The sequence below is a fragment of the Halobacteriovorax sp. GFR8 genome (genome assembly GCF_050955245.1).
Lineage (GTDB): Bacteria > Bdellovibrionota > Bacteriovoracia > Bacteriovoracales > Bacteriovoracaceae > Halobacteriovorax_A.
The window spans coordinates 2,397,283-2,410,789 of the sequence record NZ_JBPBLR010000002.1; the positions used below are offsets into that span (position 1 = coordinate 2,397,283).

Sequence of the window (13,507 nt, forward strand, 5' to 3'; positions counted from 1 at the left end):
GGAGCCATTATTCTTCTTATTTACATGAACTTAATTTTCTAACAATTGGTAGAAGACAATTATCTCTAATATGATCTTTTACACCATCAGGTTGAATATATGAGTTGTATGCTCCTGCAACAGCTCCATAGAAATCATAAGCAACTTGACCATCACGCCCACCGCAATTCTCAGCTAACCAATAAAGATCACCTGCTTTGTCTTTTAAAGCATCAGTTATATGATTTAAATTTGAATAAACGGCCTTGAACTCAGAATTAATTTCTTCAATATTTGAACAACCCAGATAAGTTCCGCAAACAGAATTTAAATTATCAACTTGATTGTTATACTCTTGAAGCATCTGTTGGCTTTTTTTGGCAATCATTGAAGAATGATGACAACTTATGGCCATAGTTAAACTTGAAATAAAAAAACTACCTACTAATATTATTGCTTTCATTTATACCTACAACTTCTATTAAAAACGACAGTTAAAATTAACGTTAGCATCAACAAGAGGATCAACATAAGGATTATTCGCTCTCACAAATCCATTGATACACTGACCTGGCATTACATAACCATTTTGGAATGCAGTCATCCATGCACCATAAGCAGTCAGGCCACGCATATTCATATTGCAATAAATAGGTCTGCTATAGTAATGATTACAAACTTCACAAACTGCTTGGCCACCGCCATTAACCCAGCAATTAGCATTTGCACTAACATAGGCTTGAGCATTAGATAAAGAACCAACAATAACAAATGCAAAAAGCATCATAAACTTTTTCATGAGAATCTCCTTTAAAATTAATTGTATGGAGCCTCAATACTTCTCACTAAAAGTCATTGTCAATGTAAGCAAATACGAAGAAGAATTCCTTTCTTTAGAATTTCTTTAGGTTCAAAACTTAAAGTGCTTTTAAGTATATATGAAATATTAGTAAGCTATAGTTCGAGACAGTTAATAATTAAGAAAAAATTAACCCTTCTATACAAAAGGTATTACAAAAGGTATCACGTACCTTTTTGTTTAGTAAGCCTCGATTAAAGCACCACTTTCAAGTAGTCTCTTATGATGTTCTTTAAGCTTCTTTATCTCTTGTTGAAATTGTAGACGCTCTTTCACTTCATGGACTCCAAAAGGATTCTCCCCACTTTCTAAGTAGTCAATGATCACACTCTCCCCCATCGTATCTAAACTAATTATTGAATCGAGAGAGCGCATCGTATCCATAAGCTCTAAAGCTGGTACCGATGCCTTCTTACGAAAGTGACCAACGATAACCTCATGGATAGCATTAGAAAGATCTAGTAATAGGTTCGCCTCTTTTTTATCAAAAGTTATCTCATAGCGACGATCAAGAGTGTTAACACTCTCTCCTAGAGATTCGGGGTTATTGATATTGTTGATACTTTCTTGAATAAGTGAAAGTAGCTCAGGTTTGTTATGAAACCTCTTGTCTAAAGCAAGCGCTCTTAACTTGGCCATACTTTCAAAAAGCTCATCCTTACTCCTAAAGTGGAGTGCCGTAATTGAGTCTCTATGATAGTAGCTTCGAGAATCAAGAGTCTCACCTACAACAGGGTTTGTTAGAACAATTCGATAAGTTAAATCATGGATCATATCTTCGCTTAATTTATTACCATAGCTTATACTCATATGCCTTAAGGCCTCATGAATAAGGAGACCTACTTTTGTAAAGTCACCCACACGATTCCAAACAGGGGCCGAGATCCAAGCACCTTTAACACCTGAATAAAAAACAGCTCCTTCAAAAAGTTCACCTTCATAAAAGCTTCTTACTCGATGTGGAGTAAATCTCCAATCAGCACCCTTTAAGGCCGCTTTAATAGCATGAGTAATCACAGGGCTACTTTCCTGCCAAATATCAATCCTCTCTTTTAAAAGAGGATATATTTCCATTTCTTCAAAACGATTAAATGAAAATTTCTCATAACCTAGGATGCTCGCATAATTCTTAAGTTCAACAGAAGAACCTTTTGAATAATGAAACTCATCGACGAACTCTTGATTATAAATAGCAAAGTCTAATAAGATAGGTGCACCAACTCCGGTCTTAACAATTGTTCCTCCACCGGAACTCTCAAAACCACCGTCATCTGAATTGTCTTGCACATTCTTTTTTAAAAGTGAATTTAGGTCTAACTGCTGAGGCTTTTCTTTATTAAGATTATTAAGATCTATCTTCTTAATATCAAGAAGTGTTTTATACTTTGATAAATCCACTTGAAGTTTATGCTTAGACTCCACACCAAAGGCCTGGTGACTTAGGCACAAGCATAGTCCAATGAGTGAAATAAGTTTTTGAGTCTTCATGGCCTCAATATAACCCAATAACAATGTAACAAAGGATAAACTGTTTAATTTATAGGCCCTGTCTTTAATAAATACACAATGAAGTCTTAGTTAACTAAAAATATGCTAAAATATTAACTAGAACTATGAAAATCAAGAACGAACTAATAATAACGGCTACTTATGGATATTTTCAGTTATCAAAATTACAAAGAATTTACCATTGATGCTCTTGATGAGCTTGGTAAGAAGGTGCGCGGGACTAGGTCTAGACTTGCTGAGAAGCTGGCCTGCCAAACGGCCTATATCTCTCAGGTCTTAAATAAAGATGCTCACTTTAGCTTGGAGCAGGCCCTTCTGACGGCCGACTTTCTATCCCTTTCTAATAAGCAGACGGAGTTTTACCTCACCCTTGTTAATTACCAACGCGCAGGAAATAAGAGATTAAGTGATTACTACCAAGATAAAATTGATCAACTAGTAAAGGATTCAAAGGATCTAAGTAAGCGCCTTACTGATAAGAAAGAGCTAACAAAAGAGCAACAATATGAGTACTACTCAAGCTGGCACTATCTTGCTATCCACGCCTATCTTTCAATTACCAAGCAATATGACAGAGAAGAGATTGCGACAACATTTTCAATCACGACAGAGACAGTGGCCAAGGTTATCGACTTTCTCTTAGATGCAGGATTAATCATAAATGATGGGGATAAAATAAAGCTGACTTCTAAAAGTTTTCATCTTGGAAAGAACTCTCCAATGATCGCAAGACACCACTCTAACTGGCGTTTGCGTGGGATGGAAAGCATGGACCGAGCAACTGAAAATGAGCTTCACTACTCGTCTGTTATCACCCTCTCTAAAGAAGATCTCCCAAAGGTGAATGGCATTATGGTAAAGGCCATTGAAGAAATTCGAGAAGTGGTGAAGAAGACAAACCAAGAGGATGTCTTCTGTTACACCATGGATCTCTTTAAAGTCTAGTTAAGGTCTAGTCGCTAACATAACTTCATGAAGTAATGCTGAGAAAATCGCTAACTTATTGGCCATATCTTCATCCATTGTTACTTCAAATCTCTCATCAAGCTCGAGGATATTTGAAAGAATAATTTTTGAATCATCTAAATTATTTAAACTCTCTTCAAAGATTAATTTAATTTGAGAATCGGCCATCAGCTCACTATCATCACCAATAAATACCTCAAGTTGAGTAACGATATTATCAAGCCTCGAGCTTTGAACCTCTGCTGTCGCAAAAGTATTTAGTGAAAGAATTAAGCTACTAAGTAAAATCATCATTGTCTTTTTCATTTGTTTTCTCCTTTTCTATTTTGTTTTGTTGAAGGAGTTATAGGATAATAAATGACGCAGTGATAGATTAAACTAATTAAAAAAACGAGGTTTTCTTAAGCTCAACTATGAAAACAAGGGTTGCCAAATGTAGTTTCAATTACTTAAGAAGTACAAATTATGTCTTTTGTAAATTTTTCTCAGATTTCGTCTCATATCACGGGCCATCTTATTTACTTAGTTAAGTACTCTTCGCGAATAAGCTTTAAAAGATAAGTCTCACGCTCAATAGACATGCCTTTCTTCTCACTTGAGGCAATGGTTTGTTCATTGTGAGCAATTGCATCGTGGATATTAATCCACATTGGTTTCATGCCATTATTTACTTCGTAATGCTCAAGCTGCGTTTCACCTAAGTCGTAATCAACAAAGCAAGTAAAGCAATAAGAAATCATATGCTGGATATCAAAGTCCGGGCGATACCACGGCCTATACTCTTCATAGATTCCAAACTCTTTGACCTCTCGAATATTCTTAGCGCCTGTTTCTTCTTGCAGCTCTCTAATCATCCCAACTTTGATATCTTCTCCCTCATCAAGTCCCCCACCAGGAAGACTATAGTCATCATACCTTTGGGTATAGAGCATGAGAATCATCTCACCGTTTAAGGCAATGGCCCTTGTAGCAAGACGTTTAAAAACACTCTTCTCTTCAAGAGATTCTCTAGGTCCAATATCTGGATGAATTGTACTTTTTATCATTCTCATTAATCGAGGATTTCCTTAACTCGGCCAACGTCTCCGCTTTCAAGACGAACCTTAATTCCATGAGGGTGGTAATCAGATTTGGTTAGGATATCTTTTACGATACCTTCCGTTAAATTACCTGTGCGCTGATCTTTCTTTAAGACGATGCGAACTCTCTCGCCTATTTCGATGTGGTCTCTGACATTTCCTTCCATGCTTTATTTATATCCTATTTTTTTATAATCGAAAATTATAATAATAGCTTCAACTTGAAACCACACAATTAAAGAATGAACAAAACCCCCATTAAACAGCAGTACTCTCCTGCTTTCCAATTATAAGAATCTCTTAAGTACAAGAACATTTTGAATCATATTATTCTTACTTTTGTATAGTTATAAGTAAGCTTCTGAGCAATATATTGTTAAAGGAGAATTTTAATGGGACGACAATCATTAAGTGATCAAAGTAATTACAAGCATAGAGCTCACTCCAAGCATAATGTAGATGATGAATTTGAAATTGGTACCGACACTCGAAATTGGAAAAAGAATATCAAAAGAGATCAGGTAGTTCACATCGCAAGCAAGATAGACCTCAAAAACGTAGAAAGAAAACTTATTTCGATGCGAGAAGATATCACTGAAAGAATTGAAGTTTTAACACAGGATAAAACACGAAAGGCCCGGCCCTTAACGAAAGATCTCGATGACCAGTCCATTGCAGTAGAAAATGATGAAGTTATTGAAGACTTAGATGAGCTAGCAAGAATAGAGCTTAAAAATATTGATTATGCTCTTACAAGAATTCAAAATGGAAATTATGGAATATGTGATCAATGTGGTTCTAAAATTGAGGCCAGAAGACTGAGTGCTCTGCCTTACGCTACGACCTGCATAGAATGTGCAGAAGCATCCAAAGAGAAATATTAGTAAGCTATGAATCGAGACAATTAACCTCCCAGACAATCTCCAGGAGGTCCAAGACTCTTTGCCCGAAGTATCACGCTCTTTTTAATTTTCCTTGGTACTTAAAAAACTTTTCAAGGGAATTATTTGAACTAACATCAAAGTCGATAAGCTCCCAGACTGAGTCATCAGGATCAAGGCCCATGTGCAAGATATATTCTTTTTGGGCAACAAAGAATTGTCCTCTAAATGTTAAAAGATAGCCGCCATTTTCTTTTTGATAATCCTTAGCTTCACTATATTTAGCAAACCAGTGAGTGAGGAAAGGAGACGATTTTTGATACCAAAATGTGTCGATACGATTCTTATAACTCTTCCAATCAGAGTAGCCATTTTGATAAGCAAGTTGCTTTTGGGCCTGTTTTAAGGGAATACCATTGAGTTTTGCGAATTTTTTGGCCTCTCGCTTGGCCGTAAGTACAGGGTTCATAATAACCTCTCATAAGGCTTAGAGTGTTCGCATAATGGCCTTAAAAAATAGTTAATATGAATGTCAGAATTATGAAGAAGTGAACTCATAGGTCTTTTGCGAACTGTAGGCGGCTTCCTCCACCTACAGTAAGAATATAGGCAAGCTAAGTTGATGTCAACAACGTGTCCTTTTGATTCTATTTTTCAGGTTGTGGAATTAGTAAGTCCTCGAGAAAAAATGCTGATAACTGTGAACGACCAGATACCCCCGACTTAGCATAAATTGAAGCTGCTTGTGATCGTGTCGTTTTTTCCACTGTCGATCGATACTCAGCAATCTCTTTTAAGCTGAAACCTTTAATGAGTAAGAATGCTACTTCTTTTTCAGATTTAGTAAGTTGCCATTTATCAAGTTGAGTATCAATTGACTTACTCAAACCGTCGAGAAATCTTTTGGAACTTTCCTTCCAATGAGTATTTTCTTCAGTGAGTTTGGCCGATAATTCTCTTTCTTTTCTTAATGACTTTCTTAGTGTGAATGTTCCCTTAACAAGAAAATAAACACCGACTAATGCCATTAGCGCAACAATTCCCTCGATTGTAACATGCCACCACACAACTCCTTCACTAAGATCAGTTAGAAGATCAAATATTGTCATCAAACTGATAAGTAACAAAATACCAGAGATTATAAGTCTTTCTTTTTTATTCATTTAACTTTCCTAATCGTCATCTTCCTCATGGTCATCGTCATGTTCTTCAATGATAAAACTACTTCCTCCTTCACCTAATTGAAGTTGAGTACCAAAGGCATTCAGCTTTCCTGTATCTCTATCAAAGCTTTTAAGTAAGTAACTCCCCATTGCAGAAAGAAGCATAACAAAAACAAGTGCAACAATGATATGGTTTGATTTTATCTCACTTTCTACATCAACTTTAGCTTTTTTCCCATTAAGCATACTATAGATCATCCCATCATTATGCTTAAATTGATGAAGTAAGACACCAGCAATATGAAAAAGAACGATTATTAAAAAACCGTTGGCCAGAAGCTCATGAATCTCTTCAAAGAAATGCTTACTTATCCCTAAAGTCATCAGTAGCCCAGAAAGGCCAATTCCCAGGGTAGAAACCATCATTAAAACTGCTGCATAACTAGATGCTGGATTATGCCCTAAATACCTCTTCGACTTACTAGAAACCACCGATTTCAAATATTCGATCAGCTCAGAGGGCCTTAACTTAAATGATGTGAATTTAGAAGTTTTTGAACCGACAAAACCCCATACGATTCTTAGCACCACAAGGAAAACCATCAGTATTCCTGAAATCATGTGATAAGCGTAAAGTGCCGAGTCATCATCAATCAACTTTGCAATTGAAAACGACATCACAAATAGCAGTGCAAACGTCCAGTGAAATATTCTAATCGGCAAATCGTAAGCTTTTGAATTTTCCATAAAATCTCCTTGAATCCTATTCTAATATCGAATATTTTCATCAAAATTACATGGGACGAATGCCCTACACCTAAAGATTTCGACAACTTAGAACACAAGAAAAAAGAGGAAAAGGAGGAAAAGTATCACGTACCTTTATTCTAATTAGTTTTTAATCCGGAACACAAACCCTAACTCGATGCCCATCAAGATCAAGCGCTACAAATGTCGGTCCAAAAACCGCTTTGTGAAACTCCTGTTCAATAACAACACCTAGCCCTTGCCACTTCTCATATAAGTCCAAGACGCTACCTTCGTCTGAGACCATGATAGTAAGCTCAAAGCGACATCCTTTTCCCTCTGAAAGAAAATCTTTCGCTTTATTTGACCACAAAGAGAAACTAAGGCCATTACTCATTGAAAATGAAGCGTATGTTGGGACACTAAAACTGGGCTCAATTTCAAAAATCTTCTTATAAAACTCAGTACTTTTTTCCACGTCGCTGACGTAAATAGTGATTAAATTCAGTGCATTCATGGACTCTCCTTATTAAGTTTATCTGAAAATAGAATAACAGATGACACTGACAAAATATGTCAGTATAAGTAAGCTATGATAAGAAGCGATCGCCTTTTGGAGCTTTTACAAATTCTGCGAACAAACCGCTATCCAATTAGTGGTGAAAAGCTCGCTCAAAAATTAAATATAAGTCTAAGAACTTTGTATCGTGACATAGCACTTCTACAAAACAAGGGTGCAGAAATCATTGGAGAACCAGGTGTTGGTTATATTTTAAGGCCGGGCTTTTTCATACCTCCCCTGATGTTTAGTCAGGATGAGCTCGATGCTATTGTTCTGGGGTTACAATGGGTACAACAATTCGGAGATGCTTCCCTGTCAAAGGCATCTCAAAATGTCTTCTCAAAAATATCTGAAGGACTGCCAAAAAATACGGTAAAAGAAATGAATCGCCTAACTCTAAGAGTTGGCCCACCAGCACCAAAAGAGCAACAAGAAGAGGATTTAGATCATTTGCGAAATGCTATTCGTATGAGAAAAAAACTTGAAATAAAATACCGTAAAAAAGTATTTCACATTTTCCCAATAACAATTGGATACTTCAGAGACAAGCGAATACTTGTTGGTTGGGATGATGATAAAGAAGTCTTCCATCACTTTGATACGAAAAAAGTTATCCTCGTAAAAACTCTAGAGCAGATACTATTAAAAACTCAGGGCAGTTTATTTGATAAATGGTTAGAAACTCAAAAAAATTCTAAACTATGTCTCTGACATTTCCATCCATGATTACTTTTATCCTATTTCTTTATTATTTAAATTTATAATTCATCAATTAATGGAAAGTTATCTGTCTCTTCAATACATGCAATTAAAAAGAGTGCAAAGCCAAGCTTACCAGTAAAAAGATTTAACTCACTCTCTTTATAGTTAGCGCTTGAGAGTTCATGCATGGCATATGCTCTCGCACGATTTAGCCATATTTGATCTCCTGTTCTCTTGTAAAGCTGTAAAAAGGCAAGGCCATTACCATCAGTCCCGTGGCAAATACCGATACCTTTATTTAGTGGGCCTGCTTTCCAAGTAAGTTCTCCCGCTTTAACGAGTAGCTCTTCGATATCCTCGTCACCTTCATATTTTGGATAATACTTTAACGATGTAATAATCCCAGGAGAGCCGTGACACCATTGCACAAGAGTTGGAGCCTGTGGAATATCAGGATGAGTTGGTCGCCAATTAACATGGCCTTCTTCATCATACACAGCAAGCTTCTTAGCAACATCTTTTGTATGATCAAGGATAAACTTTTGATCGGCCTCGCTTAAGAGCTCTTTGCTTCGAAGTATTGAATATATATTTCCAAAATACCCATGGCCTGCACCGACATAAGTCACCTTCTTGCCATACATATCTTGTTCCCAAATGAGCTCTTCATCACTTCGCTCTTTTAATTTTGCAATTAAAAAATTTGCATTTTCAAGGTAGAGCCTCTTCCATCGCTCTGACTTCGTTTTATCATAGAAGAAAGATGCCGCAAGCATTGTCCCAGGAGCTCCCCAGAGAAACTCCAGAGTTGGGTTTTCGATATTCGACTCGACTAATTCATAGATTTCATCTTCAAGCTCTTTACTTTCATTTATGCGATAACGTAGAAGCAAAAGTCCTACCTCTCCCATTGGAAGCGATGGAGTAATCTTGTCATTATCAGGCTTATTTAAATAGTTGCGATAAATTTCAGTTGCCGTTGATTCCAGATCAAGATCAACATTTCTTCCTAAGAATCTTGCAATACTTAGTAGTCCCCACAGCACTCCACCAGAGCCCATATAGAGACCTTTATATTCTGAATTAACATCGATATCTTTAACCGCTGACTTATATATTTCTTCAATAGCATAACGGGCCTTTGCCTCATCCCATTCACTAGCTATTAATTTTGTATGTCTACTCTTATCAATATTCATTAATTATATACTCCAATACATCTTGTCCTGCTGAAATTGGAAGAACAAGATTTTGTCACGTATTCTATCACTAATTTGTTTTCTCATTTGCAGATTAAGTTAGAGAAGCTTTTCTAAGGCCAATATATGTAATGGCGTATAATAACTTTGCTTAAAATGTGACAAGACAATTGGTCGTACATACCGCTTCTTTGCCTTACTGATTTTTAAACGCCCATCATTTTCAACAATATGCTTAGACATAACGGCTCGACCTAATCCAAGGGCCACACCATCAACAATACTATAGACATCACCCATAAACCGTCTTGAGTAATCCATCTCTCGTCCTAAAAATTTAAAATAGGACTCAGTGGCATTATCATAAGGCCCATGATCTAAATAGGTATTTGGGATATTTTTATGCTTCTTAGACTCGATGACGACGTATTCCTCTTCCCCAACTTGCAGACTCTCCACATTTGGGAGATTTGGAAAATAATCAGTTAAAATAAAGTCAGCACCATTTGTCTTTAATAAGTCCTCAAGCTCGTGAACTTCATGAGAACTAAATTCAATACTTACATTCTGATGCTTGCGCATAAGGGGTGCAAGCTTTGGTATAATGAGAGAGCGCATAATGGAAGAGAATCCTGCAACTCTTAAAACTCCACTGGCTTCGGCTTGATATTGATCAAAGTTTCGAAGAAAATCTTCTTGCCTTTGAACGGCCTCTTTTGCGTAAATTAGTAATTTTTCACCACTGGCAGTCAGCTCAAGCGATCTTGGATGGCGAATAAAGACTGTGGCCTGTAAGACCTCTTCAATTCTGGCAATCTTCTGACTTAAGGCAGACTGAGAGAGCCCAAGAGACTTCGAAGCACTGGTAAAGGTACCTGCTTCGTGAATCTTTAGGAATGTGCTTAAATCATCGTATTTCAAATCCATAAGTATATTTAATAGATATATAAAAACTATTAATTATTCAAGATGTTTTTTCTTACTTATAAAATCTTCAACACTTCAAAACCAAGGAGATAAAAATGAAGTCAAAATTACTATTTTTACTACTATTTAGCGCTTTCAGTGCTCAAGCTTACGTTTGCACATCTGATGCTAACCCTACAACAAAGTTCATCTTTAATTATGAAGGAAACCAACTTTTTTCTGGAAAGATTGTTGAATCGACAAACGCTTCGATTGCCCATGAGGTATTTGTAGGAAAATCAGTAAAATTTGGATACCCAACTAATATCTATGAACTCTATAACCAAGAAGGTGAAAAGCTCGAGTTGAGCATGAAATTTCCTCCAATTTCAGGTGGTCATTGTCGTGCACGAGTCTGTCCCCCACTCCCACCCCAATCAAAGATTATCATTGCAAAGCTAACTGATAGCGAAGGTAACGATGAGTATTTTAACTGTCTTTAGTATCATTTACTCCCTCCTCGATTTTTTTGGAGGGAGTTATCTAAGCAAGTCAGTCGTTTTCGAATCCCTTGAATCAAAGACCGGATCCGGTGCAGCTGTCTTTAACGAGATCTCCCTTAAGTCATCTCATGAAAAAGACATTTGGCAAATGAAGCAATCCCATCATGGCATTCACGCAAAAGACTGGGACGAGGTAAAAATCATCGTCAACAAAGACACCACACCATTTAAGGCTAGTTATCACCAGATAAAAAATGGCAAAGAAGTGGAATTTAAAACCTCTTGCTTTCGATGTCACCCAAGTGGGCCGCGCTTTATTCGTCCAAATTACGCGAGTATGGACGTTGTACTTGATACAAAATCACGTCTTACAATTTTAAAATGGAATATGCTGATTAAAAGTTATGGTGATGTGGCCCATATTGAAAATAAGTCAGTAAAACGAGAAATCAATTTCTTCAATAATAAAGAAGATGTGAGCAAGCACCTTAAGGTCAAGTCATGTTATCAGTGTCATCGCTCCGGTGGACCTCGAAGTATTCTAACAGCTGAAAATATTGAGACAATAAAATTCCTTTTAAAGAATAAGGCCATGCCACCTTGGCCATATAAAATTACAAAGGAAGACCAGAAAGAGATTAATCGGTTTATCTTTGGATTCTGAAGGGATTCTAAAGGGTTCCAAAGGGTTCCTGGATACTTTTCGGTGTGCGCTCCAGCATCCTAGTTCTCCGACGCAATCTCACGATTCGTCTTACACCAATCGATTTTCTTCTTAGTTCCTCCGTCATATGCATAAGCTAGTCCGTTTTTAAGAAGATAGTATGACAGCGACTTGCCATCAATTTTCACATCGGCCACCACGCGAAAATACTTCCCACGTTTAACGTTTTCAAGATCAATGCGCTTGGCGTGCTTTAAAAGATTGGCCACAATCTTCTTCGCATCTCGTCCCTTACTCTTCTCGCACGCATTCTTCGTTCGAATCTCAGGTGTATCCACCCCACTCACTCGCACATTTATACGATTACCAATTAAAGGGTGCACATTTGGAATATCAAACGTGACAGTATCGGCGTCGTAGTTCTTTACGTATTTTACGCAGCGGAAGTTGTTTTCGTCGTGACTGCAGTCTGATGTTGCGAGTGTTGTTAGTTGGAAGATTGAGATAAGGAGTGTGAGGATTAGGTATTTCATGCATTGCATATCGGTAAATAAGAACAAATAACTTAATTGAAAAGCTCAAGAAATTTTTCGTAGTTAGGTACTTTTTGGGATACACCCCAGTAACCGCCCTTAAAGCTCCAGCTCTTCAAAGTGGTTGATATGATCTTCTTTTAAGAAGGTCACAATTACTAATGTTTCGGGATCACATAAAGCAAAGAACTCGATTTCATCAAAAGTACCATGATAGCAGCTTAGGTATGAATCCTCTACACCCCTCTTAACTCGACCGATATATTGTGTATCATTTAGTTGATACCTAAGCATATCTTGAATATGCCTTAGCTCCTCAACAGAGATTTCACGGCCATAGCGAGAAAAGAATCGAGCTTGCGCATGTTTTGTTGTTTTATCGTTGGTCATTACATAAACTTTATCACTCATACTTTTCTTACATCTCTTAAAAAAGTATCACGTACCTTTCTACTCTTGTTAGGATAATAAAAAGGATAATTTCTTCGTTTCACGCTTGGTGGATAGGTTCCTAAAATCAAACACCTCATTCCCTCAACATGATGATACCAATCAGGATGCTCTTCCGTCTCAATAATCATTTTTCTCTCCCTTAATCATTTTTAAAACGACTACTCACTAGCAGGAATACGACTTGCCTTAGGAAGCTTTAGTAAATTTCTTTTAACCTTCAACTGACCTTCAGTCGTGACAACTTTTCGATAAAGTTTGCTCGCTTCTTTGATATTATTCTCAACCTTAAAACGAAGTCTCTGCCCTTTTCCTTCAGCATCAGAAGCAGCAAGAGCACCTGCAAGGGCCCCACCTAAAAGATACATTGCCTTCGATTCATCTCTTGTCGAGTATAGCGCTGTAATATCTCCAACATAAGTCATTTTACCTTTTCCAGTATTTGTAAAACGAATCCCTTTATCGTTCTTAATCATAAAGATGCGTGAAGAAAAGCCGTTGAGACAGGCAACACGAACTAAGTGATTCTGTCCAACTTTTCCACTTCCAATAAAAAATCCCGTTTTATCTATATTGATAAATGCTTGGTCTTCCTCATTCTTATCAGAGAAGATCAGGTTACAACTTCCAACATCAGCAGACCCATCGACTATCAGTTTAAAGGTTCCGTAGAATGCCCCCTTACCTTCTTCAACTTCAGCCACTTTAAAATCGCGTGGATTACTTGCACAACTAACAATAAAACTCAACACTACACACATAAATAATACTCTCATAAATCCCCCGTTAACTATTAATGTTAGCT

The 13,507-nt window shown here is 37.0% G+C and carries 21 protein-coding genes; 5 read left to right on the forward strand and 16 right to left on the reverse strand.

Annotation, left to right across the window (positions count from 1 at the left end):
• Positions 1-16 precede the first annotated feature (16 nt).
• The 3 genes from ACRXC1_RS11950 to ACRXC1_RS11960 all read right to left on the reverse strand — a co-directional run bounded on the left by ACRXC1_RS11950 (position 17) and on the right by ACRXC1_RS11960 (position 2,326).
• The gene (locus ACRXC1_RS11950; RefSeq protein ID WP_433659077.1) at positions 17-442 is read right to left on the reverse strand and encodes a hypothetical protein; all 426 of its coding nucleotides are present in this window, start codon (positions 440-442) and stop codon (positions 17-19) included.
• Between the two features lie 18 nt (positions 443-460).
• Positions 461-778 (reverse strand): hypothetical protein, encoded by a 318-nt coding sequence (locus tag ACRXC1_RS11955; RefSeq protein WP_433659079.1) that lies wholly within the window; start codon positions 776-778, stop codon positions 461-463.
• 240 nt (positions 779-1,018) lie between these two features.
• A complete protein-coding gene (locus ACRXC1_RS11960) occupies positions 1,019-2,326 on the reverse strand; it encodes a hypothetical protein (RefSeq protein ID WP_433659081.1) in 1,308 nt (435 codons plus the stop codon).
• A gap of 162 nt (positions 2,327-2,488) precedes the next feature.
• Between ACRXC1_RS11960 and ACRXC1_RS11965 the strand changes: the two genes are divergently transcribed.
• Positions 2,489-3,292 carry a TIGR02147 family protein gene (locus ACRXC1_RS11965; protein ID WP_433659083.1) on the forward strand — a complete coding sequence of 268 codons (804 nt, stop codon included), beginning with the start codon at positions 2,489-2,491 and terminating at the stop codon, positions 3,290-3,292.
• Here the strand turns inward: ACRXC1_RS11965 and ACRXC1_RS11970 are convergent, their stop codons facing one another.
• The 3 genes from ACRXC1_RS11970 to ACRXC1_RS11980 form a co-directional block, all read right to left on the reverse strand.
• Entirely contained in the window at positions 3,293-3,619 is a 327-nt protein-coding gene (locus ACRXC1_RS11970; RefSeq protein ID WP_433659085.1) for a hypothetical protein, read from the reverse strand.
• 212 nt (positions 3,620-3,831) lie between these two features.
• The gene (locus tag ACRXC1_RS11975) at positions 3,832-4,365 is read right to left on the reverse strand and encodes an NUDIX hydrolase (protein ID WP_433659087.1); all 534 of its coding nucleotides are present in this window, start codon (positions 4,363-4,365) and stop codon (positions 3,832-3,834) included.
• Positions 4,365-4,559 carry a YwbE family protein gene (locus ACRXC1_RS11980; protein ID WP_433659089.1) on the reverse strand — a complete coding sequence of 65 codons (195 nt, stop codon included), beginning with the start codon at positions 4,557-4,559 and terminating at the stop codon, positions 4,365-4,367. Before ACRXC1_RS11980 ends, ACRXC1_RS11975 begins: the two co-directional genes overlap by 1 nt.
• Before the next feature lie 225 nt (positions 4,560-4,784).
• On the opposite strand from ACRXC1_RS11980, the gene ACRXC1_RS11985 reads away from it, so the two are divergent.
• The gene (locus tag ACRXC1_RS11985) at positions 4,785-5,276 is read left to right on the forward strand and encodes a TraR/DksA family transcriptional regulator (protein ID WP_433659091.1); all 492 of its coding nucleotides are present in this window, start codon (positions 4,785-4,787) and stop codon (positions 5,274-5,276) included.
• 70 nt (positions 5,277-5,346) lie between these two features.
• On the opposite strand, the gene ACRXC1_RS11990 is transcribed toward ACRXC1_RS11985, so the two are convergent.
• From ACRXC1_RS11990 to ACRXC1_RS12005, 4 genes are all read right to left on the reverse strand, one after another.
• Entirely contained in the window at positions 5,347-5,742 is a 396-nt protein-coding gene (locus ACRXC1_RS11990) for a hypothetical protein (RefSeq protein ID WP_433659093.1), read from the reverse strand.
• Between the two features lie 178 nt (positions 5,743-5,920).
• Entirely contained in the window at positions 5,921-6,436 is a 516-nt protein-coding gene (locus ACRXC1_RS11995; RefSeq protein ID WP_392908725.1) for a helix-turn-helix transcriptional regulator, read from the reverse strand.
• 9 nt (positions 6,437-6,445) lie between these two features.
• Complete coding sequence (locus ACRXC1_RS12000; RefSeq protein ID WP_433659096.1) at positions 6,446-7,183, reverse strand: cytochrome b/b6 domain-containing protein; 738 nt, start codon at positions 7,181-7,183, stop codon at positions 6,446-6,448.
• Between the two features lie 151 nt (positions 7,184-7,334).
• Entirely contained in the window at positions 7,335-7,700 is a 366-nt protein-coding gene (locus tag ACRXC1_RS12005; protein WP_433659098.1) for a VOC family protein, read from the reverse strand.
• A gap of 75 nt (positions 7,701-7,775) precedes the next feature.
• On the opposite strand from ACRXC1_RS12005, the gene ACRXC1_RS12010 reads away from it, so the two are divergent.
• A complete protein-coding gene (locus ACRXC1_RS12010) occupies positions 7,776-8,456 on the forward strand; it encodes a helix-turn-helix transcriptional regulator (protein ID WP_433659100.1) in 681 nt (226 codons plus the stop codon).
• Positions 8,457-8,503: 47 nt separating this feature from the next.
• On the opposite strand, the gene ACRXC1_RS12015 is transcribed toward ACRXC1_RS12010, so the two are convergent.
• Positions 8,504-9,646 carry a lanthionine synthetase C family protein gene (locus ACRXC1_RS12015; protein WP_433659102.1) on the reverse strand — a complete coding sequence of 381 codons (1,143 nt, stop codon included), beginning with the start codon at positions 9,644-9,646 and terminating at the stop codon, positions 8,504-8,506.
• A gap of 99 nt (positions 9,647-9,745) precedes the next feature.
• On the reverse strand, positions 9,746-10,573 hold the full coding sequence (locus tag ACRXC1_RS12020; protein ID WP_433659104.1) for a LysR family transcriptional regulator: 828 nt from the start codon (positions 10,571-10,573) through the stop codon (positions 9,746-9,748).
• Between the two features lie 95 nt (positions 10,574-10,668).
• Between ACRXC1_RS12020 and ACRXC1_RS12025 the strand changes: the two genes are divergently transcribed.
• Both ACRXC1_RS12025 and ACRXC1_RS12030 read left to right on the forward strand, forming a co-directional pair.
• Positions 10,669-11,055 (forward strand): hypothetical protein, encoded by a 387-nt coding sequence (locus tag ACRXC1_RS12025; RefSeq protein ID WP_433659106.1) that lies wholly within the window; start codon positions 10,669-10,671, stop codon positions 11,053-11,055.
• Entirely contained in the window at positions 11,033-11,719 is a 687-nt protein-coding gene (locus ACRXC1_RS12030; RefSeq protein ID WP_433659108.1) for a hypothetical protein, read from the forward strand. The genes ACRXC1_RS12025 and ACRXC1_RS12030 overlap by 23 nt, the downstream gene beginning before the upstream one ends.
• Positions 11,720-11,778: 59 nt before the next feature.
• On the opposite strand, the gene ACRXC1_RS12035 is transcribed toward ACRXC1_RS12030, so the two are convergent.
• The 4 genes from ACRXC1_RS12035 to ACRXC1_RS12050 form a co-directional block, all read right to left on the reverse strand.
• On the reverse strand, positions 11,779-12,252 hold the full coding sequence (locus tag ACRXC1_RS12035) for a thermonuclease family protein (protein ID WP_433659110.1): 474 nt from the start codon (positions 12,250-12,252) through the stop codon (positions 11,779-11,781).
• A gap of 99 nt (positions 12,253-12,351) precedes the next feature.
• A complete protein-coding gene (locus tag ACRXC1_RS12040; RefSeq protein WP_433659112.1) occupies positions 12,352-12,663 on the reverse strand; it encodes a hypothetical protein in 312 nt (103 codons plus the stop codon).
• A complete protein-coding gene (locus tag ACRXC1_RS12045) occupies positions 12,660-12,833 on the reverse strand; it encodes a hypothetical protein (protein ID WP_433659114.1) in 174 nt (57 codons plus the stop codon). The genes ACRXC1_RS12040 and ACRXC1_RS12045 overlap by 4 nt, the downstream gene beginning before the upstream one ends.
• A 30-nt stretch (positions 12,834-12,863) precedes the next feature.
• Positions 12,864-13,478: a hypothetical protein gene (locus ACRXC1_RS12050; RefSeq protein ID WP_433659116.1), complete on the reverse strand. Its 615-nt coding sequence runs from the start codon at positions 13,476-13,478 to the stop codon at positions 12,864-12,866.
• Between the last annotated feature and the right edge of the window lie 29 nt (positions 13,479-13,507).

What these genes read in the sequence shown, in the direction of transcription:
- ACRXC1_RS11980 (WP_433659089.1), bottom strand. Translation starts at nt 4,559, where the DNA reads ATGGAAGGAAATGTCAGAGACCACATCGAAATAGGCGAGAGAGTTCGC.
- ACRXC1_RS11955 (WP_433659079.1), bottom strand. Translation starts at nt 778, where the DNA reads ATGAAAAAGTTTATGATGCTTTTTGCATTTGTTATTGTTGGTTCTTTA.
- ACRXC1_RS12000 (WP_433659096.1), bottom strand. Translation starts at nt 7,183, where the DNA reads ATGGAAAATTCAAAAGCTTACGATTTGCCGATTAGAATATTTCACTGG.
- ACRXC1_RS11975 (WP_433659087.1), bottom strand. Translation starts at nt 4,365, where the DNA reads ATGAGAATGATAAAAAGTACAATTCATCCAGATATTGGACCTAGAGAA.
- ACRXC1_RS12035 (WP_433659110.1), bottom strand. Translation starts at nt 12,252, where the DNA reads ATGAAATACCTAATCCTCACACTCCTTATCTCAATCTTCCAACTAACA.
- ACRXC1_RS12045 (WP_433659114.1), bottom strand. Translation starts at nt 12,833, where the DNA reads ATGATTATTGAGACGGAAGAGCATCCTGATTGGTATCATCATGTTGAG.
- ACRXC1_RS11960 (WP_433659081.1), bottom strand. Translation starts at nt 2,326, where the DNA reads ATGAAGACTCAAAAACTTATTTCACTCATTGGACTATGCTTGTGCCTA.
- ACRXC1_RS11965 (WP_433659083.1), top strand. Translation starts at nt 2,489, where the DNA reads ATGGATATTTTCAGTTATCAAAATTACAAAGAATTTACCATTGATGCT.
- ACRXC1_RS11985 (WP_433659091.1), top strand. Translation starts at nt 4,785, where the DNA reads ATGGGACGACAATCATTAAGTGATCAAAGTAATTACAAGCATAGAGCT.
- ACRXC1_RS12050 (WP_433659116.1), bottom strand. Translation starts at nt 13,478, where the DNA reads ATGAGAGTATTATTTATGTGTGTAGTGTTGAGTTTTATTGTTAGTTGT.
- ACRXC1_RS11995 (WP_392908725.1), bottom strand. Translation starts at nt 6,436, where the DNA reads ATGAATAAAAAAGAAAGACTTATAATCTCTGGTATTTTGTTACTTATC.
- ACRXC1_RS11990 (WP_433659093.1), bottom strand. Translation starts at nt 5,742, where the DNA reads ATGAACCCTGTACTTACGGCCAAGCGAGAGGCCAAAAAATTCGCAAAA.
- ACRXC1_RS12010 (WP_433659100.1), top strand. Translation starts at nt 7,776, where the DNA reads ATGATAAGAAGCGATCGCCTTTTGGAGCTTTTACAAATTCTGCGAACA.
- ACRXC1_RS12005 (WP_433659098.1), bottom strand. Translation starts at nt 7,700, where the DNA reads ATGAATGCACTGAATTTAATCACTATTTACGTCAGCGACGTGGAAAAA.
- ACRXC1_RS12015 (WP_433659102.1), bottom strand. Translation starts at nt 9,646, where the DNA reads ATGAATATTGATAAGAGTAGACATACAAAATTAATAGCTAGTGAATGG.
- ACRXC1_RS11950 (WP_433659077.1), bottom strand. Translation starts at nt 442, where the DNA reads ATGAAAGCAATAATATTAGTAGGTAGTTTTTTTATTTCAAGTTTAACT.
- ACRXC1_RS12020 (WP_433659104.1), bottom strand. Translation starts at nt 10,573, where the DNA reads ATGGATTTGAAATACGATGATTTAAGCACATTCCTAAAGATTCACGAA.
- ACRXC1_RS11970 (WP_433659085.1), bottom strand. Translation starts at nt 3,619, where the DNA reads ATGAAAAAGACAATGATGATTTTACTTAGTAGCTTAATTCTTTCACTA.
- ACRXC1_RS12030 (WP_433659108.1), top strand. Translation starts at nt 11,033, where the DNA reads ATGAGTATTTTAACTGTCTTTAGTATCATTTACTCCCTCCTCGATTTT.
- ACRXC1_RS12040 (WP_433659112.1), bottom strand. Translation starts at nt 12,663, where the DNA reads ATGAGTGATAAAGTTTATGTAATGACCAACGATAAAACAACAAAACAT.
- ACRXC1_RS12025 (WP_433659106.1), top strand. Translation starts at nt 10,669, where the DNA reads ATGAAGTCAAAATTACTATTTTTACTACTATTTAGCGCTTTCAGTGCT.